The organism is Microcoleus sp. FACHB-672 (assembly GCF_014695725.1).
Taxonomy (GTDB): domain Bacteria; phylum Cyanobacteriota; class Cyanobacteriia; order Cyanobacteriales; family Oscillatoriaceae; genus FACHB-68.
This window is the reverse complement of sequence record NZ_JACJOU010000007.1, coordinates 98,946-122,191: the sequence shown is the minus strand read 5'-3', so window position 1 is coordinate 122,191 and position 23,246 is coordinate 98,946. Positions and strand designations below refer to the sequence as shown.

At 46.8% G+C, this 23,246-nt stretch carries 16 protein-coding genes; 6 read left to right on the top strand and 10 right to left on the bottom strand.

Annotated elements, in window-relative coordinates:
- Window positions 1–46: 46 nt before the first annotated feature.
- The 6 genes from aroF to H6F56_RS04145 form a co-directional block, all read right to left on the bottom strand.
- Window positions 47–904, bottom strand: coding sequence for a 3-deoxy-7-phosphoheptulonate synthase (gene aroF, locus H6F56_RS04170; RefSeq protein WP_190665591.1), 858 nt, complete (start codon window positions 902–904; stop codon window positions 47–49).
- Window positions 905–1,482: 578 nt separating this feature from the next.
- Complete coding sequence (locus H6F56_RS04165) at window positions 1,483–2,010, bottom strand: pentapeptide repeat-containing protein (protein ID WP_190665590.1); 528 nt, start codon at window positions 2,008–2,010, stop codon at window positions 1,483–1,485.
- Window positions 2,011–2,154: 144 nt separating this feature from the next.
- Window positions 2,155–3,267, bottom strand: a complete 1,113-nt coding sequence (locus H6F56_RS04160) for a phosphodiester glycosidase family protein (protein WP_190665589.1) — start codon at window positions 3,265–3,267, stop codon at window positions 2,155–2,157.
- Between the two features lie 111 nt (window positions 3,268–3,378).
- Window positions 3,379–4,362: a threo-3-hydroxy-L-aspartate ammonia-lyase gene (locus H6F56_RS04155; protein ID WP_190665588.1), complete on the bottom strand. Its 984-nt coding sequence runs from the start codon at window positions 4,360–4,362 to the stop codon at window positions 3,379–3,381.
- 71 nt (window positions 4,363–4,433) lie between these two features.
- A complete protein-coding gene (locus tag H6F56_RS04150; protein ID WP_190665587.1) occupies window positions 4,434–4,859 on the bottom strand; it encodes an acyl-CoA thioesterase in 426 nt (141 codons plus the stop codon).
- Between the two features lie 49 nt (window positions 4,860–4,908).
- Window positions 4,909–5,196 (bottom strand): hypothetical protein, encoded by a 288-nt coding sequence (locus H6F56_RS04145; RefSeq protein ID WP_206753388.1) that lies wholly within the window; start codon window positions 5,194–5,196, stop codon window positions 4,909–4,911.
- A gap of 350 nt (window positions 5,197–5,546) precedes the next feature.
- On the opposite strand from H6F56_RS04145, the gene H6F56_RS04140 reads away from it, so the two are divergent.
- Window positions 5,547–8,195 (top strand): GAF domain-containing protein, encoded by a 2,649-nt coding sequence (locus H6F56_RS04140; RefSeq protein ID WP_190665585.1) that lies wholly within the window; start codon window positions 5,547–5,549, stop codon window positions 8,193–8,195.
- A gap of 264 nt (window positions 8,196–8,459) precedes the next feature.
- Here H6F56_RS04140 and H6F56_RS04135 read toward each other — a convergent pair whose 3' ends face one another.
- The 3 genes from H6F56_RS04135 to H6F56_RS04125 all read right to left on the bottom strand — a co-directional run bounded on the left by H6F56_RS04135 (window position 8,460) and on the right by H6F56_RS04125 (window position 9,654).
- On the bottom strand, window positions 8,460–8,747 hold the full coding sequence (locus H6F56_RS04135; protein ID WP_309236430.1) for a hypothetical protein: 288 nt from the start codon (window positions 8,745–8,747) through the stop codon (window positions 8,460–8,462).
- A gap of 128 nt (window positions 8,748–8,875) precedes the next feature.
- Entirely contained in the window at window positions 8,876–9,076 is a 201-nt protein-coding gene (locus H6F56_RS04130) for a hypothetical protein (protein WP_190665584.1), read from the bottom strand.
- Window positions 9,077–9,420: 344 nt separating this feature from the next.
- The gene (locus H6F56_RS04125) at window positions 9,421–9,654 is read right to left on the bottom strand and encodes a hypothetical protein (RefSeq protein ID WP_190665583.1); all 234 of its coding nucleotides are present in this window, start codon (window positions 9,652–9,654) and stop codon (window positions 9,421–9,423) included.
- A 188-nt stretch (window positions 9,655–9,842) separates the two neighbouring features.
- On the opposite strand from H6F56_RS04125, the gene H6F56_RS04120 reads away from it, so the two are divergent.
- From H6F56_RS04120 to H6F56_RS04110, 3 genes are all read left to right on the top strand, one after another.
- Window positions 9,843–12,608: an NACHT and WD40 repeat domain-containing protein gene (locus H6F56_RS04120; RefSeq protein WP_190665582.1), complete on the top strand. Its 2,766-nt coding sequence runs from the start codon at window positions 9,843–9,845 to the stop codon at window positions 12,606–12,608.
- A gap of 339 nt (window positions 12,609–12,947) precedes the next feature.
- Window positions 12,948–13,541: a tetratricopeptide repeat protein gene (locus H6F56_RS04115; RefSeq protein ID WP_190665581.1), complete on the top strand. Its 594-nt coding sequence runs from the start codon at window positions 12,948–12,950 to the stop codon at window positions 13,539–13,541.
- 105 nt (window positions 13,542–13,646) lie between these two features.
- A complete protein-coding gene (locus H6F56_RS04110) occupies window positions 13,647–14,414 on the top strand; it encodes a pentapeptide repeat-containing protein (protein ID WP_242031857.1) in 768 nt (255 codons plus the stop codon).
- Window positions 14,415–14,454: 40 nt separating this feature from the next.
- Here H6F56_RS04110 and H6F56_RS04105 read toward each other — a convergent pair whose 3' ends face one another.
- Window positions 14,455–16,983 (bottom strand): sigma 54-interacting transcriptional regulator, encoded by a 2,529-nt coding sequence (locus H6F56_RS04105; RefSeq protein ID WP_190665579.1) that lies wholly within the window; start codon window positions 16,981–16,983, stop codon window positions 14,455–14,457.
- 611 nt (window positions 16,984–17,594) lie between these two features.
- Here H6F56_RS04105 and H6F56_RS04100 point away from each other — a divergent pair.
- The gene (locus H6F56_RS04100; protein ID WP_190665578.1) at window positions 17,595–20,768 is read left to right on the top strand and encodes an EAL and GGDEF domain-containing protein; all 3,174 of its coding nucleotides are present in this window, start codon (window positions 17,595–17,597) and stop codon (window positions 20,766–20,768) included.
- 362 nt (window positions 20,769–21,130) lie between these two features.
- A complete protein-coding gene (locus H6F56_RS04095; protein ID WP_190665577.1) occupies window positions 21,131–22,177 on the top strand; it encodes a fatty acid desaturase in 1,047 nt (348 codons plus the stop codon).
- Window positions 22,178–23,246: the final 1,069 nt, after the last annotated feature.

The window sequence follows — 23,246 nt, the reverse complement described above, 5'->3', positions numbered from 1 at the left end:
AACTTGTCTTGATTTTCTTACAAGATTCGCCCCTACAAAGAAATTGCTACGCCACAGATAATTGCCGATGACTTTTGGCAGTCGGTACGCGCCGGCCTACCGCTGCAGCAACCGGCCTTAAACCGTGAACTAAATCCACCATGTCTTGCAAAGAAAGCGCCTGTCTGGCATCGGAAACCGACTCTTCCGGTTGCGGGTGACACTCGATCATCAAGCCATCTGCACCTGCGGCAACTGCTGCTTTTGCCAACGCTGCAACCAATTCCCGCTTGCCGGCGGCATGAGACGGATCAACGATCACCGGCAAATGCGTGATCTGCTTCAGCGCCACCACTGCTCCCAAATCCAGCACATTTCTGGTGTAATTGTCGAAGCTGCGAATCCCGCGTTCGCACAACACCACATCTGGGTTGCCGTGACTGAGGATATATTCTGCCGCCATCACGAACTCTTCAATGGTTGCCGCCAACCCGCGCTTGAGGATCACCGGCTTGCCGGCACTTCCCACGGCTTTCAGCAAATCGAAGTTTTGCATATTGCGGCTACCAATTTGCAACATATCCGCGTGTTCCACAATGCCTTCAATTTGGCTGATAGACATCACCTCAGTCACCACCGGCACACCATAACGCTGGCTAACTGCCGATAAAATATTTAACCCCGCATCTCCCATGCCTTGGAAAGCGTAAGGGGAGGTGCGGGGTTTGTAGACGCCACCGCGCAAAACCTGAACCGGCGCGTCGGCTAAATGACTGGCCACTTGCTCCATCTGTTCTAAACTCTCGACAGCGCAAGGGCCACCAATAATTAACAGGTCGTGGCCGCCAACGGTGGCGTTTTCTGAGATGCGGATAGCGGTTTGGTGTTCGGTGTGAGACTTGGATGCGAGTTTGGCGCTTAACATGGGGTGCGTTCCTTAGAAAAAAATGAGGTTAACAAAAAACCCGGAACCTTTTGAGAGTTCCGGGTTGAGGCGACAAGTGACATGGCCATACTTACCCAGAACTCTGACTGAGCCAAAAGTAAAAACCAAAAAACCAGCTATAGCCTTGATAAGTCACTTGTTTTGCCTTTTCCTGAATAGTATTGAAAACAAAAAAACCGCAGCGTTTGTTCTGCGGTTCACCTGGTAGCCATTACGAAACTGGCCTCACTCCAAGTGAACCTGCGTAAACCACCAAAAATAAAAATAAGAGGTGTCGGTGAACATTTTTAAGACCCGCTGGGGTTGAAGATTGCTTATATGCCTATGTCTCCTGAGACTAACAAAGGGTTCCCGCCATGTCAACCCCCCAAATTTGAACGAGAGAGAAGAACGACAGCAATTACCAGACAGGGTCTATATTTGAAGGTTTCAACGTCCCGGTTATTTTGGATACATCAGAGATATCGCACCCTCCTCAACCCAACCTGCGGCTGTCGGTTGTTGATACAAGTGCAATATCTCTGATAAATGCCACAGCCGCAGAATGTGACACTTGCTTACTGGGATAACTTGCCATCTGGCATCGTCGCACCACTGAAGTTGACAGCACTCAAAACCGTTCCCGTGAAATTTGCACCCGTCAAATTCGCACCACTTAAGTTAGCCGCACTCATATCTGCATTCGTCAAATTGGCATTACTCAAGTCGCTACTCACCATATTCGCCACCATCAACAAGGCTTTTTGCAGATCCGCACCAGTCAGATTGGCATTCGTCAAATTCGTCGCATTTAAATCGGCACCTGTTAAGTTAGCACCGCTCAAATTTGCAGCATTCAATTTAGCTGCAAACAAGCCGGCACCGCTCAAGTTAGCACCACTCAAATTCGCAGCACTTAGCTTTGCGGCACGCAAATCCGCACCGCTCAAGTCGGCACCCCTCAAGTCAGCATTACTCAAGTCGCACTTTGCACATTGCTTCGTTTTGAGTAATGTTTTAACATCCTCTGGGTTAGCCGCTTGGGATGGAGTTGCGAATAAGAGGGAAAGCAGACTGACAGCCAGCGTTAAAATCCTGAGTTTCATCTTCACACCTTTAGACTTTTCTTAATTACCAGGAAATAGCGATTCTTGATTTTCGCGATTGAGTGCTAACGTCGTGTAAAACTCAAGCGATGTTCCTGTGCCAACTCCTTTCCTGAATTAGAATGAAATAACTTTATCTCTCGCTTAAGTCGGAATTGTTGGACGCCAGCCATTTTGAAAACGTAGCCAATCTTCTTTTAAAGCTTTTGGTGCTGGATTATTGGTATCGTAAACCACAATAACATTGGTGAGATTTCGTCCTGCCGGCAGCAAAATTTCTCCATTATAAGCTAAAGCTTCCGATGCGCCTCCATCCAAATTCATCGCTTCGCTACAGCCAATCGCTTTCATAATTTCCGCTTCTTGTTTTAAAGAAAGACTAGCTAAGAAACTAATTAAAAATAACGTTTGCCGGCTCTCAGAAAACCCGACTGCTGTGCGGTATCCCATATCTAAAACATGAGGATCTGTGAAGCCTTCTAACTTCGGTGATAGCCAGACTTTCCCCTGCTTGAGCAATCTTGGCCCACAAGTTAGAGAAAACCAGTGCTGATTCCACTCTGGTTTACCTTCTGCACGTGCGGTAATCATTTCGGGTTCATTGTTAGCTTTAATCCCCAAAGTGGTGCCAAAATTTTCCCACCGACTGTATTTGACAAACTTGCCGCCGGCTACCATATTCCCCATCACTCGCTTCTGAGCATCTTTACTAAAAAAAGTGCCATTGACGATCACAGCCGCCTTATGCCGGCTCACAAACTTCTCAAATGCTTCATCGCCGGTTGAAAGCGCTGCCGTGTTAGCGGCTTTCGCATCATTTGCTAAACCAATCGTTAAGAAGGTTTCAGGATCATTCAAATCAATGGTTGTTTGATAAAAAGAGACGCCGTTAATCGTATTCTGCTTAACTTCTACAGGTTTTCCTTTCTTAGTTGAAGCCGTAAATTTAGGACTGGGAGAAGGTTTTCCCGGCTTTTGAGTCGGACTTGCTTTAGGAACAGGTGCATTTGGTAAAGGCTTCTGAGTCGGACTTGTTTGAGAAATGGGTGCATTTGGTAAAGGCTTTTCTCCAACATTTTCTTGGTACGCCTCAACAGCTTTTTCCTTTAAATAACCCAGAAATGTGATAAAGTTAGAACGATTTTGAGATACTGAAAAATACTGATGTAAAAATCTAGCCGCTGCGATTCCGAGAATAAACAAAAAGGAACGGCGCATCAAAGTCGCGCACCCATCAGGTTCTTTTGTTTTAGACATTGTTAGTTCTTCTCTGTTAAAAATTTATATCTGAGCAAATTTCAGCCTTTTTAAGCTTTGGGAAAGGTAACTTTTACTAAGGTTTCCCAAAACTCAGCGTTTATATAACATTTAAATAAAACTTCGCAAAGATTTTAAATCGACATTGCCGCCGCTAATAATTACACCGATTTTGGCATCTGTAGCGCTAACCACACCTTCAAGCAAAGCAGCTGCTGCTAAAGTGCCGGTGGGTTCTACGACTATTTTCATCCGTTCCCACAAAAAAAACATCGTGCTGAGAATTGCCGCTTCGGAAACCGTTACCATATCGTGAACATAATGCAACACTAACGGAAACGTTAGCTCGCCAAGATAAGGTGTGCGCGCACCATCCGCAATCGTATTGGGATTATGGACTGTTTGCAAAGTTTTGCTGTGAAATGAGCGGGTGGCATCATCTGCAACTGCCGGCTCCACTCCAATTATCCGACAATTTGAAGAAAGATGATTTGCCGCAATCGCGCAACCCGAAAGCAACCCACCCCCACCACAGCAAACTAACAGCAAATCTAACTCTCCCACTTCCTCAATTAGCTCTTTGGCTACCGTTCCTTGTCCCGCAATCACATCAGCATAATCGTAAGGGGGAATAATCGTTAAACTTCGCTCACCGGCTATTTTTTCAGCGAGTTCTTCCCGCTTTGTTTCCTGCCGGCAATATAAAATCACCTCCGCACCATAGTCACGAGTTGCGATTTGTTTAACTGCCGGCGCATCATCTGGCATGACAATCGTTGTAGCAATTCCTAACAGTTGACCGCTAAGTGCAATCGCTTGAGCATGATTTCCCGATGAAAAGGCTAGCACACCTTTTTGCTTTTGTTCCTTTGACAAATTCGCTAAAGCATTGTAAGCGCCGCGAAATTTAAAAGAGCCGGTGCGCTGGAAATTTTCACACTTAAAAAACACTTGGCTTTGAATGCGCCGGTTAATCGTTGTGGAAGTTATCACCGGCGTCCGATGAGCGGTGCCGGCTAATCGCATTGCCGCCGCATCCACATCCGCATAACAAACCGGCAACCTAGTAGCATTATTTATCTGAAAATTCCTCATATCAATTTAAAATTTGTCACGTGTAATCGCTAAAAGCGTAGAGAAAATGCCAGCAAATTTTCCATCTCTCCTCAACTTCCAGAAATGGGTGCTTGCAATTGCTCAAAAGCCTCGATTAACACAGTAGGAATTGCTTTCGGACGCATCGTTTTTGCATCTACCCAAACCCACAGCACCTCTGCCGTTACGAGCAAATCTGATTCCCCCTGCTTACGGATTTCATAATGCCGGTGACATCGCGGGCCACGCATATTTTCTAACCAAGTCGTCACCACTAAAATATCACCTGCAGCTGCCGGCCTGAGATATTCCATTGTAATGCGCCGCATCACAAAAACGCCGCCTAATTCGCTATAACGAGCGACCCCATAGCCAATATGTTCTGAATGTTCAATCGCGGCTTGTTCCAGATAATGCTGATAAATCGCATTATTAACATGACCGAGTGCATCCATTTCGTAATATCGCACCCGAATTTCTGTCTGGAATCGTTGCATAATTTTCTCTCCAATTGAAAATAGATTTCCCCACGCTCAGGGTAAAAACTCACAGTCGAGGCAAAATGGAGAGATGGGGAGAGCGGGGAGGAACGTTAGGCGCAGCCAACCTCAAGGAACAGGAAACGCCTTGACAGACACAAATGGCTGCCGGTGTTTCCCAGAACAAGCTTAGCGTGAAATATAAAAACGCCATCCCCACCACATCACCGGCATAGTACCGCAGGAAAACCCACCCAACGCCTCTGTAAAGCAAGATAGCCAAGCCGGCAAAGGAAAACACCAGCCAAGCGATAACCAACCGCTTGTGGTACCACCGGCACCTTCTTTGCCTCACCGCACACTGTCAGTTCCTAAACCAGCCACTAGAATAGTGCCTGTGGGGAAGTATTGCCAGACAAATAAGTTTTTCAAAAATTGGGGAGGCTTCATCGTGAAGGCACTCATAACAGATGATATTCCCTACAACAGGTTAGAATTTTTTTGCTTGAGGCAACTGACGTGACTTCCCCCCACAGCATTTATTTAAGGAAAATCGGGAGACAGCCTAGACTGCCTGATAACTGTAGGATTTTAAACTTTTTGTTAGATTATCCTTGGAATCAATCAACCTTAGTTAAATTCCCCCTCTCATCCGCGTCACATCTGGGAAGCAAGCAGGCGCGATCTTAAAGGGGAATCGAAAAAATGCTCAAATTCACAACCGGCTATCAATTTAGAGGAGATAAAAATATGGCGAACAGCCTAGGGTTTGAAGCCATTCTTTATGAGATGTGGCATGAAGTTACCCTAAAAACCGGAAAGTTACTCAATGCAGATCGGGCAATCGTATTTTTATTAGATCGAAAAAATAACGAACTTTGGTCGATTGTCGCCAGCGCCGATCATGGGAGATTTGTAGAAATTCGGATGCCTGCCGGTGTGGAAATTCTGGGTGAAGTCGTCGCTTCTAACAGAATTGTGAATATTCCCTTCGATTTCTATGACGATCCGCAATCGAGTGCCATCAAAGAGCAAGATTTAAAAACCGGCTACCGCACCTATACCGTGATGGCTTTACCGCTGTTTAGTGAGGAAGGCGATCTCATGGCAGTTGTTCAACTCTTTAATAAGTTGAAAGCAACCGATGATATAGCAGCACCTTTGTCTAAAAGAGTTGACACTGCCGGTTTTACAAAATCAGATGAAGATTTGTTTACAGACTTTGTCCCCTTAATGCGACCGATTTTAGAAAAATGTCAAACGGCTGACGCACAGGCGATAGAATTAGCCACTCCCAACACTGAAAGTTTTTTACCCTCAACCGCCGATTTAAATCAAGCAAGAACAGAAGAAATTGTTAAAGATTTAGGAGAAGATGCTTGGGAAAGTTCGGATTCTAATCAACTGCTTTTGAACACCCAAAACAATTTGTTAGGTATAGAATCAATTCTTGAACAACAGCAGATATCTACTGTACTCATGTCTGCTATTCGCTCCCTCTCTCAAAGCAGTTTAGATTTAGATGAAACCATTCAGGGGGTAATGAATGAAGCAAAAAATCTCATGGGTGCAGATCGGGGAACCGTGTGGCTAGTTGAGCGCGAGAAAAATGAGCTATGGACAAAAATCCCGATGGGCGGGACTTTAAAAGAAATTCGCATCCCAATGTGGGTAGGATTTGTGGGCGAAGTTGTTCAATCTGGCGAACCTTTGGTGATTGGTTTTGACTTGTATGAGCATCCAGATACTGAAACTGTAAAACAAACAGATCGCAAAGTTGGTTATCGCACTTGTAGTTTATTGTGCGTGCCAATTTTTAATGCGAATGGGGTTTTAATTGGTGTTACGCAATTAGTCAATAAGCAGCAACCGGGTGATTTTCCAGACTACGATCCCGATGACTGGCCTAATGCCCCTGATTGTTGGCAAGCAAGTTATAATCGCAGTGACCAAGAGGTATTGCAGGCGTTTAACATTAAAGCCGGCATCGTTCTGCAAAATGCGATGAAATTTGCAGCGCTCAAGCGGCAGCAACAGATCGAGCACGATATTATTCGCACCCTTCCTTATGGGGTAATTTCCACAGATAAAACCGGCACCATCATTGCGCTCAATGAAAGAGCAAAAAACTTATTGGGTTTTAGAAAAGAAGAGGAACTAGAAGGCCGCCTTGCTTGCGATTTAATTCAGTTTCAGAATAGTAATTTTACAAAATTGTTTCAAGCAGCCATTGAAGCAAAGTATGAACGAGATTGTCAGCAATTCTACCCCAATCAAATTTTACTAGCCGGGGATGAGCAGCACATTATCAACTTATCCATAAGCTCGATAGCAGATGCCGGCGAACCCACCAATATTTATGGGGTTTTGGTGGTAATGGATAACATGAGCGATGAAAAACACCTCAAAACCCAGCTCTATCAGTACATGACCCCAGAATTAGTCGAACAACTGTTAGACAATCCCCAGAACCGGCTCGCTAGTGGCAGTCCCCTCTCCCCAATACCTTCAACGCAGATCACGGTAGCAGACAATCTCCTAACACTGCAAACGATCCGCGAACGCAAGGATATCTCAGTTTTATTCTCAGGAATCCGCAGTTTCACGCCTTTGCTGGAAAACCTAGAAGATCAGGAAGTTAACCAGCTTCTCAAAGAATATTTTGAGTCAATGACTGAGGCAGTATTCAAGAATAAAGGCACCATCGACAAATATGTTGGTGATGCGATTATCGCTCTTTTTGGTTGGTCTTTACCCCTAGAAGATCATGCTTGGTGTGCCGTGCAAACAGCAGTAGAAATGCGCTACCGGCTGGTGGAATTAAATGTCCGCCGTGTCGAAGATGGCAAGCCGGCAATCCGCATCGGAATTGGCATCAACTCGGATAGTCTTCAAGCTAACAACATTGGCGCAACAAACCGCCTCGAATTTTCGAGTAGGGGGGACGGAGTCAATCTCGGCTCCCAATTGGAAAAAGCTAGTAAAGAATATGGCTGTGACATTATTATTAGCGAAACAACTTACCAACCCTGTGCGGAGCAAATTTGGGCGAGAGAACTTGATTTGATTCGCATTGATGGCACAGACAAGCCCGTTGCTATTTATCAATTGGCAGGCTTGCGATCTGAAGAAATTCCAGAAGAAAAGTTGCAGGTACTTGAATACTATAGTCAGGGACGTGAATATTACCGCTCTCACCAATTTGTTAAAGCAATTGCTGCCTTTACCAAAGTTCTGGAAATTTCCAGTTGGGATAAACCGGCTGCCATCCAAATAGAGCGTTGCCAGCATTGGCTTCACACACCCCCACCGGCAGACTGGGATGGTGTCTGGAGGCTCACGGATTTAACATAAAACGGAGATGTTTGTGAAAGCCGTTTGGGGTGCTTTACCTAACGCCCCAACGCCTTCAAAAATAAAAAAACCGCACCTCCCAAGTGCGGCTTAATTCCAAATGTCTCCATGACATATCTCAAAACTTTTTAGTCAAACTTGATTAAAATATATTGCGCTAAATCAATTCAATAATTGCTTGATGAAACTCTTTATCAGCTTAAACTTAAGGGACGGTTGACTCAAATTTGCACTTAATCGGGTAGCTGCCCAAAATCACAAGCCTTAGTCTAAAATCTTCAGCCAACCGCGACGAACGGCGTGCAGCAAGCGATCAATTGCTGCTTGATCGTCTTCCGTGAGGGAGCAGTCGAGCAGAGCTGCTCTTAAAGCCTGCCGAGCGGTTAAAGTTAGCCAGCCAGAGTTCCAGGCTTGACCAAAAAGGTCGGCGATGGTGGGTTGGGGAAAAACTGCTTGAGCTGACATATTGGTAGCTTGAACTCGACAATCTAAATATCGGCTATTTTTCGATTCATTCCAGTGATGTAATGCGCTATCGAGTGTGATCGTCATCTATTGAGCAAGCGATCAAAATCAGTTAACGCTTGTGATATTCGTCATTGCACTCTATGATGTACATCACTACACTGCCTGGCTTTTACAGGATCTAGCCGCTTAAGCCATGATTTCTGAGCGATCAATCAGTTCCATAAAGCTCGCTGTTGCAGATAAATAGTGGTTGGCGCTGCCGGTGCGGCAGATTTAACTGCTTTTTCCTTAATCGACTTGAGAGCCATCCGCACAACCCATTTAGAGAGATCTGGGTTGTTTTCTATCTCGCCAATGAGAAGTTCTAAATCATTGATAATCCGATTGATTTGGGCTTGAGTGGGGGAATTCATGGATTTTAATGGATAGGGCAATATTGGAAAACTTAATAAAACACGCTCGCTCGTGCTGTAAATGGATCGCCCTGATATAAAGTCGGTTTTAACGAGCTTAACCGGATGTTTGAACAGTCTTACACAAGCTGTTGTGAAAAAATCTTAAGCCGGCTTCCTCAAAAGTTTGACAACTAGCACCTCAAATTTAAAAGCCTAATCTTCAAAAAAAGTCAGACGCGTATTTTGCAAATAATGAATCATGTTTTTCTTGAATTTTAAGCTGGGAGAAACCCTGAGCGAACAATCAGAGGATTGGTGAAGAAAAATTTAAATGGCATGAGATTTGGTTTGAATTTATATGCTTAATTTAGAACTCTTAATAAACTAAAGGGAAAATCCTGTGGCACTTCTTTTAAGTGCCTGCTAACTACAGGCCGGCTGCTTCTGGGCTGAGTTGCCATTGAGGGGGTAAACCCTTGCTCTATCAAAATTCTGCGTGAAGGGGTGGCTCGCTTTAAGGGCCGGCACCTGTGACAATTCTCAGACTGGCTGCGTCCAGCACCGGCTGCCGGCTTGCTCAAATCAACTTGAATCACCTATTTTGGCAACATTAAACCGGCACTCAGTCATTTGAGGGCAAAATACGATTAAACTTTTTGTGACATATTGCAACCTTCCACATCGGGTTTAGGGTCGTGAGTCTATCTATGCTGTTGGAATATATCTGCTGGTCTTGTTTGTTGTGGGTGGATGATTACCGAGGGGAGTGATGATGAGGCTGAAAATGCAACAGATTATCCAAGCCCCTGCAGTGGCTTCCCCAAGGCAGAGTGTAACGACTCGCTACAAATTGCTGGTTGAAGTTAAGAACGAAGTTGAAAGCCGGCTCAAACAGTCATTGCATCAGACACTGCTGCTCAAGTCACAGCAAGAACAATTACAGCCAAGTCCCCGGCTTTGGGATGTGGAAGTGAAAATCGGCACTCAGCCCAGTGTGCGGCTGTTGCCAGGAAAGGAAATTATCGAACTGTTTGACTTGCCATCCGTCGCCGGCAAGTTATTAATTTTAGGAGCACCCGGATCGGGCAAAACCACGACCCTATTAGAACTAGCAACAGAACTCATCACTCGCGCCCTCAATGATGCCCGTGAACCGATGCCGGTGTTGCTCAACCTTTGCTCTTGGAAAGAAGATCGGCGAACCCTGGCTGAGTGGCTGGTGGAAGAACTGCAGGCAAAGTATGGCATTCAAGCCGAAATCGCCCAACAGTGGCTCGCAACCGGCCAACTGTTGCCCCTACTTGATGGGCTAGATGAACTGCGATCAGAGTGGCAAAAGCCTTGTGTGCTAGAGATCAACCAATTCCTTCTCGACTATCAACCGGATCGTTTAGTCGTGTGCAGTGGACTAGCGGAATACGCCAACTGCAAAACTCTGCTACAAGTGAACGGCGCAATTTATTTGCTACCCCTGAGTGAGGCACAAGTTCAGAACTACCTGTGGAGTTTAGGATCGCACCAACTGTGGCAGAGCGTTCAAAATGACCCGAATTTATTGAAATGGGCAAAAACGCCTTTGTTTTTGAACATTATCGCCCTGGCAGCGGAAGAAATCTGGCTGGATGAGTGGCAGGCGCGTCCTTCTGATGAATCTCGCTGTCGGTATTTGCTGGATGCCTATATTCGCCGGCAGCTCAAACAAGAATTAAACTATCCGGGGGAAAGTGCCGGTAAACCCCCCACCCCAGAACAAACCAGACATTGGCTAAGTTGGCTGTCAAAATGGCTGAAACGCTCGACAAATGACGAGTTTGCCATTGAAAATATGCAGCCGGCCTGGTTGCCAACGGCGATTCACCAATGGAGTTACCGGCTAGGAGTGGGGCTAATTGTGGGGCTGATTGGCGGGGTCAGCTGCGGCCTGAGTTTTGGGCCACTTGCCGGCCTGATCGGCTGCCTGTTTTTCGGGCTATTGGGAGGACTCAGTTTCAAAATTGCGCCGGCGGAACCCCTGAATTGGTCTTGGGAAAAAGCCAGCAAGGGGCTAGTCATCGGGATGATTTTGGGGCTGCTAGCGGGGCTAGCCGGCGGCCTATTTTTAGCGATTATGGGTGAGTTAGTGGGTGGCTTTTTCGGTGTAGTTCGAGCCATTATTGGCGGGCTGATTGGGGGGCTAATTTTCGGGAGTTCTCAAGGACTGAATGACCCGGAAATCAAGCCCAAAACATCGCCGAATCAGGGAATTTGGCATTCTGTCTCGACCGCCGGCCTGTTTACCTTAATGAGCGCGGTCAGTTTTGGGGTGAGTTTTGGCCTCATGGGTGGCTTGATCACCGGCTTAGGCGGCCTGGGTTTTGGCATCCTTGCCGGTCTTGCGTGTGGCGGCATTGCTTGCCTCCAGCATTTCACCCTGCGCCTTATCCTCTGGGCACATGGCTACGCGCCTTGGAACTACGCCCGTTTTCTGCAATACGCCAACTCCCTCGGCTTTGTGCAGCAAATCGGCGGGCGCTACCGCTTTCCCCACGAGTTGCTACGAACCCATTTTGCCGCACCGGCACTCGGTGAGATCGTCCTACGGCGTTCCTCTGGGCAATTGGTTAAAACGGTTGCCGGTCATTCAGATTACGTTCAAGCCGTTGCCATTAGTCCCGATGGCCGGCTCGTTATTAGCGGCAGTGATGACAAAACCATCAAGCTTTGGCAGCGGATTGCCCGTCAGGATGGACGCCCCGGGGTGCGGCCTCTACGCACCCTCAGCGGGCACTCAGGCTACGTTCGCACCGTGGCAATCAGTCCAGACGGTCAACTTCTCGCCAGTGGCAGCAATGACAAAACCATCAAAATTTGGCATTTGGGTGCCGATTCCTCTGGAATTTCACAGGGAACGCCGGTACTGACATTGGCCGGCCACTCTAACTGGGTGCGTTCGGTTGCCTTCAGTCCAGACGGTCAACTCCTCGCCAGTTGCGGTGACGACAAGACGATTAATATCTGGTATTTGCGAACCGGCCAGATGCTGGCTAATCTATCTGGCCATTCAGACTATGTTCGCTGTCTGGCTTTCAGTCCAGATGGTCAATTCCTGGCTAGCGGCAGCGATGACAAGACGATTAATATCTGGCACATGGCCGGCGGACAGCCGAGTGAGTCGCCCGTACTGACGCTTGAGGGTCATTCTGGCTATGTGCGGACGCTGGCTATTTCTCGCAACGGGCAATTACTCGTCAGTGGCAGTGATGACCAAACAATTACCGTTTGGCAGATGGGTTCGGGTGATTCTGATCGGGCTGCCGGTTCGCCGGTGCATCTGCTGGGCGGTCATTCCGGGCAGGTTTGGGCTGTGGCGATTAGCCCGGATGGTCAGACGCTTGCCAGCAGCAGTCGTGACAAAACGATTAAAATTTGGAATCTATCGACCGGCGAATTGCTGCGAACGATTTCTCTCGGTTCTGCCGGCATTTTTTCTGTCGTTTTTAGTCCAGACGGTCAATACCTGATAGGGGGCAGTCAGAACAGCACGATTGAAATTTTGCCGGTGTATTCGTAAATGCCTCAAGGGCGCTAATCCAGTTGTCTTCTGGACTCTGGCTTCGCGCAACTTACGTTTGTGTTAGGATAAACTGCTAGTTCAGGCGGCCAAGGTGATGAGTTTGTATAAGAAATTGAAATAGCTCGATGAACAGTTGCCGGCCCACTCTCATCGAAAACAAACGCACACCATTACAGGGAAGATCTAGCCGCTCACCGGCATAACATTTAGACGCTAGAGTTCTTAGTATGGCGCTTAATTCGCTAGCTTTGAAAGGAACTAGATCCGTGAGAATGGCGACCATTATAGTTAGTTTGAAAAACGACCCCGCTAGATTGCCACGTTTAAGGTAAACTTATGAACCACATTCACAAAACTGTTGCTATCTTGGGACTCGCCGCCGTACTCGGTGGAGGAGCGATTTCAGTCCAGGCGCAGACTCCACAACCCATCCTCATCACTCAAAATGCTGAAGATTTATTCAGCCAAGGGCTAGAAAAGATGGAGAAAGGAGACTTTAAAGGCGCGATTGATGACTTTTCTAAGAGTCTGGAGATCAAGCCGAATAATGCTGAAACCTTCTATTATCGAGGACTGGCCCAGGATCTTCTGGAAGAAAATGATAAGGCGCTTGAGGATTACAGCGAAGCCATCCGTCTAGCTCCTGAGAATACCTACGCTTACAACAACCGGGGCACTGTTTACGCTGAACTCAAAGATTATCAAAAGGCCATTCAAGATTACGATCGCGCTTTGCAGATTGATGTTGATAATGCAAATGCTTATTACAACCGGGGATTAGCAAACTCTGCTTTGGGCAATCCCCAAAGTGCCTTAACCGATTTTCAGAAAGCTGCAGACCTTTACAAAACACAAGGCAAAACCCAAGATTACGAAGACGCGATGAACCGCCTCACTGAGCTACAAAAGCCGCAGTCCCAAAGCCGCTAACGTCTTAAGATAAACTCGATGGCCACGGATAGCCCCGCAGGGGCTGTGCAAAAATCCCGGTAGCCTGACTGATCGACTGTCTGGATGCTCTGCTATGACCCCACCATGATATCAAGAACACTCGCCACCGCAGCACTACTATCTGTTTTAAGTCTCGCTACTGCTGCCCGATCCGAAAACTTAGAACAAACCAGACAGCTACTTGCCTCTAAACAATGTCCCAAGTGCGAACTCAGCGGCGCTGGCTTGGTTCTTGCTAACCTCGCGGGTGCCAATCTTGGGGGTGCTAATTTGAATCGGGCTAATCTCAGCCGCGCGGATCTGACGCGTGCCAATTTAAGTGGGGCTGATTTGAGCAGTGCAGGTTTGTTTGGTGCGAATTTAGGACAGGCAAACCTGAAAGGGGCAAATTTGGCCGGCGCGGACTTGAGAGATGCAAACCTTGCCGGTGCGGATCTAACCGGCGTTAATCTAGCCGGTGCGAATGTGAAGGGTGCGATTGGGCTGGGTGAATACGTTGGCAGATTGGAGAACCTTTATCAGTGGGCGATGGAGGAAGGGCAGCGGAAAAATTATCCGCGCGCGATTGAGTATTTCAATCAAGCGCTGACGCTAAAACCGGACTTTGCTCCCGCTTTCCTGGGTCGCGCAGCGGCGAAGGCAGAAATGGGAAACTATACAGGGGGGCTTCAAGATGCCCAACAAGCGGAAACGCTTTATTCAGCCCAAGGCGATCCCAATGGCTACCAAACTTCTCAGGTATTGATTAAACAGATTGAAGTTTATCAAAAGAGAGCTAGAGGCGAAGGTGGCGCGAGTAGTGGCAATTTGCTGAATGTCCTTGGCGGACTCCTGCTGCGTGTTTTCTTCTAAGTTTGTCGTTACACTGCGCCTAGAAACTCAAAACGAACGGTTAACTAACAATCAGCACCCACAAGCCTGCAGCTAAAACAACCGCTGCTATATGTTGTGGCAAAATCGCTCGCACCGGCTGCCGAGCGATTTTTTGTGTTAACACGACGCTTAGCAGCACTGCGGCTATCAGGGTCGTTCCCTGCAAAAATGCAATCACTGCGGGGTGTGCGACTACCACCGGCACGCCTTGCGTATTTAAGCCAAAGGTGGCAAAACCCACCGGCAGAATGCGTCCTGCTTCTCCTAACCCTAGGCGCAAATAGTGAGCCAAATTCGCCCCCAATACGAGGGGCAAATATCCATACGCTAACTCGAAAAATGGCTTAGGTTTGGGATTTTTTGGGAAAAAAAGATGAATGAGTCGCATCAAGCCATAAGCGAGAAACGGGATGCCGGCAGGCAATGTTAAAGCTGCTACCGATAATCCCAAATGCACCCAAAACTCACTGCCATCTAGTGACAAATTCAGCCAGGATTGTAACTGCGGCAGCCGATGCAGAAATACGCCACCCAAGAGCAACAGTAACAACGCCACTTCATAAAGACGCGGCGTGTGAGTTGTCCATAACTCAATGCCTGGTGGCCGCAAATTAAACTCTACAGAACGGTGCGGACAGGCTTTGAGACAGGTCATACATAACACACAATCCCGGTTATCTTCTAGCTGGGCTGGGTGCGAGTATAACGGGCAACCGCCGGTTTCCAATCCTTCGCCTTTTTGCGGCCCGCCTTTATAACACTGATAAGTTGTACATTCAGCAGAACAAGTGCCTTGCTGCGCTCGTAATTCCGTCATCGATAGCTTGGCAAATAAACCGTTCATTCCACCGATTGGGCAGAGATATCGGCACCAAAACCGGCGCTCGAAAATTGCAGAAAAAATCATTGCGCCGGCAGTAATTAATAACAGCAAGCACGCGGAAAGATAAGCAGTATTTTCTAAATTCCACAGTTCTTCCCACAAAAAAATTAAGGCGAATAAGCTAAACAAAAACCATCCGCCCCACTGCTCGGCTTCATGTCGGGGCCAGGTTTTGAGCTGGCGGGGAAACAGCCACAGGGAAAGCTTTTGAGTGATTTCCCCGTAAATCATAAACGGGCAAACCGCGCACCACAGCCGGCCTACAAAGGGAAATCCCAGTAAGATTAACGGCCACCACCACGCCCAGAATAAATTTAAACCAAAATTCTCGGCGCGATTTTGAGGGCCAAGAAATAAAACGGCGACGACCAAAGTATACGCCGGCAAGATAAACCAGTTGTTGATCCGGTCTGGCCACCAGGGACTTCGTAAAAAATGGCGCAGACGGGGATAGGCATTTAAAAGGTTGACACGAAATTGCTTTTTCTTTGTCTGTGCCGGCCAAACAATTTCTTCCGTAAGTTCTTTCGCGCCGCCAGATTGAACAAGCGCCCGTTCCACAAGATTTTCTAACTCTCTCAAATTACTGGGAAAGTCATAAGCTTGCAGCCGGCGCAGTGCTTCAGGGGTTAATTTGGGTTTGGAAATGTGTTTTTTCTGGCAAAAAAGGCTAATGTAATAGTCTACTTGGGCGCTAATATCTGCTTTACGCACCCGCAAGGGCGGAACTTTAATTAAATGGCTGGTTAAGCGCTCAATATCGGGAAAGTTTTTCTCAGAAATTATAATAATCCGTGCCCGAGAATTAAGTGCTGAGTGAGAAGCTCCCCCAACTAATTTGTAAGTGCCGGTTTCTAACAATTCCTTGATCTGAGGTCTCAACTCTGAGGGAAGTTCTTGAATGTTATTGAACAATAAAGTGCCCTCTCCCAGCCATTCCAGCAGTCCGGGTTTACCGCCGGCACGTCCAAATAATTCTGCACCGCTGGTTTGCAGTACGCCGCAGTTTACTTTAATCATCGGTTCACGCCGGCACGCAGAACCGAAATGAATCAGCCCTGCGATATTATCTTTTTCCAACCCCGGTTCCCCAAAAATCACCACTGAACGGCGATCTTCGGTTGCTTGTTTAATCTGCTGTCTCAGACGCATTGCGTAGCGGCTTTTGCCGACAACGCCGCGTTTTGCCTTGGGGACAAGATAGGGACGTAAAGCGGTCTGGCGCTCTTGTTCGTAGTTCAACTGGGACGACAACTGGGCGAGTTCTTGCGCCAACTGCTGGGAAAATGCCTGGGTAATTTCCGGGTATTGAGTCATTAATTCCCGAAAAGGGCCGGCTGAAACAAACCATAATTTGCATTCACTCAGTGTGACGACTGTTCGCTGAGCCGGCTGATCTAAGAGCAATTCTTGTAAGTGAAGCGTCGATCCCGGTAATAAACTTAAGGCCCAAACTTGAGCGCTTTGATTGTTACGGTTGGCTTCTAAGCGTCCTTGTTTCAGAATGTACAGTCCAGCCGGCGGTGTATCCTCCACTACAAAACGTTCATTCGCCGGCACGATTTTTTCTTCAATAACTTGCGAGATTGCGCTTAAAGCCGGTGCCGATAAAATGCTGAGCGCCGTTCGTTCTTGCAGCCATGTCACCGTGTCTGGATGTGTCATAATCAGTTGTGGATTATACGCTGGTGATTTTGAATAGACTTTTTACAGCTCAAACCCATAACTTGAGAGGATTTCAGCTTTTTGCAACTCGGCTTATAAGTAATATTTCTCATTTGTATTTTAGCCCTTAATTCCATCTTTTATAAATTATTGTTGACAATCTGTAAATATAAAATTAAATTTTAAAAGTAAAAACCTTTATTCAGAGCAAAATCAATGAAATGGTTGATTTAGTTGAGTTGTCGGTGCCGATGACACTCTTGAGCTTAATTATTCTGGCGGCAATTTTCTTCGGCACGCGAGGATAAGAGACACTTTACTTAAGTTTACGATTTCTCATGGCCATAACTCCAAAGACAATCTCTCAAAATAAAAATCGTGTCCGCCATCTTTTTATTAAATTTTGTGGATGTTCGTACTTTCACTGACTAACAAAAGCTCAAAAATCTGTAGATTTTCTCTAGCTACATCTGTCTGAATGTTAGTAAAATAGCTAAAAAATATTAGGTTTTAGCAAGTCGTTGATGGCTGGCATAAATCATAGAAAGTCTGGGGCAAAACACACGGCAAATGGCAATAGAAAAAGGCGACGCGAATTGGATGGATCAATTATGAAACGCGAACGCAACCCCTCACAACATTTGGCTCGCATAGTATTAAGCTACGCCTTCTTAAGCAGTGTTTGGCTGCTTTTTTCCGAGCTGCTGCTTAAGCTTTGGAGAACAGACTTAACGACTGCCACCTATTTGCAAACGGTTAAAGACTGGGCATTTATACCGATCAGCAGTGGACTTCTTTACGTCTTAATGCGTCAAAGTTGGCAATTAATGCAAGAAAACCAAAGTCTTTTAGATGCGCTCGTGGAAGGCTCAACAGATGCCATCTTCGTGAAAAATCTGCAAGGACACTATGCCATCGTTAACGCTGCTGCCGCTGGCATTTTGGGAAAACCGGCAGAGAAAATTATTGGACAAGATGATACAGCGCTACTTTCGCCGGCAATCCCTGAGAAAAATCAAGAGATTGAACGCAACATCATCAGTGCCGGCAAAACTCAAACGAGCGAAGAAACAATCACCGCAAACGGCAGTAGCCACACCTATTTTGTCAAAAAAGAGGTTTATCGCAACCCGCAAGGTAACGCCATCGGTTCGATTGGCATCTGGCAAGACATCACTGAGCGCAAACAATTAGAGGAGACTTTACACCGAACCGAACAAACTCTACAGACATTAATTCAATCCGCGTCGGTTGCGATCAATATCATTGATTCTGATGGCAATGTTCAACTGTGGAATCCGGCTGCCGAAAAAATGTTTGGCTGGAGTGAACAACAAATGAAGGGACAGTTTCTCGATAGGGTTGGCGAAAACAAGCCTAGGGAAGTCCAAGAATTTGTTAGTATTTTGAGATACGGAGGGACATTTACGGGGCTAGAAACACAGTGGAGCCGGCAAGACGGTACGGATATTGACATCAGTATCTTTATGTCGCCCCTGCGTGATACTACGGATAATTTTATTGGAGCGATCAGTATGATTACTGATATCACAGCTCGCAAGCGCCTAGAGCGGCAGCAGGAACAGTTAATCGCCCAACTCCAACGAGAAGCCCAAGAATTGGCCGCTCTGAGCGCTGTCACCGCCAATGGGATCAGCACCTTGGATCTTGAAGAACTGCTAGATGTGCTGCTCAGACGCATTCTGGAGGTGATGCAGGCTGATACAGCCGTCTTTCTGTTAAAAGAAAATGATCACCTGTACGTCCGCGCTAGCATCGGAATTGAAGAAGAAGTCAGCGCCGGCTTCAGTGTTGCCATCGGAGAGGGGTTTGCCGGCACCATTGCCGCAACCATGCAACCGCTTTATGTAGAAGACGCGCAAACAGAACCCCATGTAAGCAGTCAGCTTCTCAAAGACATGGGCATTCGCACCATGTTAGGCGTCCCACTGAAGCGTAACGACACCCTGGTGGGCGTTCTTCATGTAGATTGGTTGAAAATTCATCCCTACAATGAGCGTGAGACTCATCTGCTAGAAGTCACCGGCGAACGTTGCGCGATGGCGATTTTCAATGCTCAGTTGTATGAACAAACGAAACAACTGCAAGAGCGCTTGCGTAGCGTGATTGAGAATATGCCGGTGATGATGTGCGCCTTAGACGCAGAAAAAAACGTTATTGTTTGGAATCAAGAGTGCGAGAGAGTCACCGGCTTTGGGGCGCAGGAAATGGTCGGTAATCCCCAAGCGATTGAACTCATCATTCCTGATGCAGCTTATCGCAAACAGATGCTGAGCCAGCGAGATATTCACTGGAACAATTGCCGAGATTGGGAATGGCAACTCAATTGCAAAGATGGCAGTGTCAAGACGGTTGCTTGGTATAACATTTCCCAGCAATTCCCGGTTCCTGGTTGGGCGACGTGGGCCATTGGCATAGACGTAACCAACCGCGTGCAGGCGGAAGAACAACTGCGGCGCTGTGCGTTTTACGATTCACTGACAAGCTTACCGAACCGAACTTTATTTTTGCAGCGTCTACAGCAGTTGATTGCAGAAAGAAGCGACGGCAATACCCGCTTTTTTGCAGTGCTGTATTTAGACTTGAATCGCTTTAAGTTTATTAAACACAGCCTGGGACACAGAGTTGCTGAACAGTTACTGATTATCATGTCTCGCCGGCTGAAAGCTTGCCTGTCCCCCACAGATATGGTGGCGCGACTGGGAACAGATGAGTTTGCCCTTTTGCTTGAAAATATTCAAGACATTAACGATGCCACACGCATTGCTGAAAAGATCCACCAGCAGTTAAGTTTGCCGTTTGACGTTGATGGGCATGAGGTGTACACAACCACCAGTATTGGTGTGGCAGTTAGCGAAGCCGGTTATAGCCGGCCAGAGGATGTCCTGCGCGACGCCGATACCGCCATGCACCAAGCCAAAATGCAGAATCAGGCGCATTATGTTGTCTTCGATCCTGTTATGCAAGCCGATGCCTTAGAACGCTTGCTATTAGAGACAGATTTACAACGCGCCATTGAACGCCGGCAACTGCGTGTCTACTATCAGCCCATTGTTTCCCTCTCCACCGGCAAGATTACGGGTTTTGAGGCGCTGGTACGGTGGTTTCACCCCCAACGCGGCATGATTTCGCCCTGTACGTTTATTCCCCTAGCAGAAGAAACCGGACTGATCGGCCTGATTGATCGGTGGGTACTGCTAGAAGCGTGCCGGCAACTGGGCGTTTGGCAGCAGGAATTACCCACCCTAATGCCACTGACGATGAGTGTGAATTTGTCGGTTCTCCAGTTAGAGCAGTTGGGGATGATTGAGCGGCTTGACTGGATTCTGCGGCACAGCGGTGTTGATGGGCGCAATGTGAAGCTAGAGCTGACTGAAAGTGCGATCATGAAAAATACCGCCGCTGAACTCGCAATGCTAGATCAACTAAAAGCGTTGGGAATTCAACTGTCAATTGATGACTTTGGCACCGGCTACTCTTCTTTGGCACGTCTGCATCAGTTGCCAATTGATACGTTGAAGATTGACCGCTCGTTTGTGAACGAGATAGCAGCGAATGGGGAGCATTGTGAGATAATTCAGACCATTATCACCTTGGCGCACTCTCTGGGCATGGATGCGATTGCTGAGGGGGTGGAAACAGCGCAACAACTGGCTCAACTGCAAGCTCTAGAATGCGAATACGCCCAAGGATACTTTTTTTCTAGGCCGGTGGATAGTGAAACGGCAAAGGCGTTGCTGCTGTCTGGGATTCCGCTGGCTTAGAACATTCTGAGAAGTGAAGCGAAAACCTGCGATAAATGATGCGTTTTAATTTAAAGCCGACACTCTAAATTCCCAATTAATTATGGTGGAGGCCGGCTGAAAAGTAGGGAAGTCCGATCTCAAAAGTTAGGCAAAAAATCGCCTGTAGTGTTAAATTCTCTGGTAAGCCGCAAGATTATGGTATAAAAGTTGAGGTTTTGGAATCGGCAGTGCTGTTTTTACGGCCTGGGTTGGTTCAACACTTGCTCAACTGTAAAATCCATACAGTTGCATTGCCTGCTAATGAGGTATCTCTAGCAGGTTTTTAAAATGAAACGACTGATTTCTTGCTTGACTAGCACCTAGAGAAGATTAATTGATTCATGACTGCATCGATTGCTAAGCCTGATAAGTTGTTATCTGTTCCCGCCGAATCGAATCTAAAACTGAAAGACATATTGAAGACGCTGCCGCGTGAATGCTTTCAGAAAAGCCGGCGCAAAGCTTGGTTGACCCTAACGATTAATGTGTTATTGGTTGGCTTGGGATACTTAAGTTTGGCCATTGCGCCCTGGTTCCTCCTGCCGGTAGCCTGGATTTTCACCGGCACCGCCCTCACTGGTTTTTTTGTCGTGGGGCATGATTGTGGCCATCGGTCGTTTGCGAACCGCCGGTGGGTGAACGATTTGGTGGGGCACATCATGTTTTTGCCGTTGATTTATCCGTTCCACAGCTGGCGGCTGCTGCACAATTACCACCACAAACACACCAATAAGTTAAATGAGGATAATGCGTGGCAACCTTGGCAACAAGATGTTTATGCCGGCTTAGGAAGCCCCCTCAAGTGGATCTATCGGCGGATGCGGGGCCGGCTTTGGTGGTTAGCCTCAGTGATTCACTGGGCAGCGATGCACTTTGATTGGACGAGATTTGAGGGCAAACAGCGTTCCCAGGTCAAGCTATCTGTGTTGGTGGTGCTTGTCGGTGCAGCGATTGGGTTCCCGGTGCTGATCGCAACTACTGGCATCTGGGGATTTATTAAATTTTGGCTATTACCCTGGTTGGTTTATCATTTCTGGATGAGTACGTTTACGCTGGTTCACCACACAGCACCAGAAATTCCCTTTACCGCCGCTGAAGAGTGGAATGAAGCGCAAGCTCAGCTTTCCGGGACAGTTCACTGCGATTACCCCCGTTGGGTTGAGTTTTTCTGTCACGATATTAACGTTCACGTCCCCCATCATATTTCTACAGCAATTCCTTCTTACAATTTGCGGTTAGCGTATCGCAGCATTAAGGAAAATTGGGGAGAATATCTCAATGAAAAGCAGTTTTCTTGGTCTTTAATGAAAGAAATTACTGACCAATGTCACTTGTACGATCCGGATGAATGTTATCGAAGCTTTAAGGATTTTCACGCTAGCAAGTAACTTGCCGGTTGATGTTTTTGCTCAATCAAGCCGGCGGTGCCGGTGTTAACCGAGCGAGTGAACAATTTTAACAAAATTTAAATCCCTGATAGAGACGCAATTCCCTGCGCCTCTATTTTTTTTGAGCGCTGAGCAGGTTTTTACGTTGAAATGCTATGCCTAGCTTTTTGAGGGATCACCAGCGGACATCCCCCTTATTACCCTTATTAAAGGATATTGCTAGAGCTAGTGATAACAGAATCGACAGCTACGCTACAGCCAACCCACACTAAATGTTTAGGTAAATTGGCGACTTGGGACGCGAGCCGATTAGAGAAATTTTAAGTATTTAAAGTAATTTAAGTTACGAAACGTCAAGCTGAGGTTCCGTAAAAACCGATAGTGGAGCGGCGCGTCAGCGCTTTGTGCCGATTGTGGTGCAGAATTTGGCTGCAATTACTATGGCACTTATCAGACGATGATTTTCTTCTGTTTCAGAGAGATAAGTTGTCATCTATCAAAGGACATAGGAAATTGATATGACCGTAATTCTACGGTTGAAGTCTTTAGGCTGCCCTCATATATTAAAAAAAATACTGTCATCTATCTAAAGGAATAGAAGGTGTCACTGGAGGGAATAGCTAAATTTACCTAAGCTCTCATCTCTATTTATTTACCTGCCTTGCCGGCGCTAGCCCATTATATTTTTAGGCAAGAAATAGAAATATTGCCTTGACAGTCGTCAAACTTTTCTGGAACGAAAATTTCGCTAGGCTCTCAGATCGTTTTTAATCAAAGGCTTTCTCCCACCTCAAGAGGAAAGGGTAACTTATCTCATACCTTCAGTAGGTTGTTTAGCAGAGGTGCACTCCTTGAATTCAAATAAAGCAGCAATCACGATAGAGTTCCCAACGTGTTTAACTCTCCCGCGCACTTTTCAGGCTTCATCAAGCGGGTTTGTTTGCCTCTATCGACCATTTTTTGCGCCTGTGTCATCCTAAAAACCCGGTTTCTCTGATTACTTGAGCGATGCTCGATCAGCTGAGTGGAGTTGGGTGTTCCCTAAGCAGCCACTGACTTTGAGCAGACA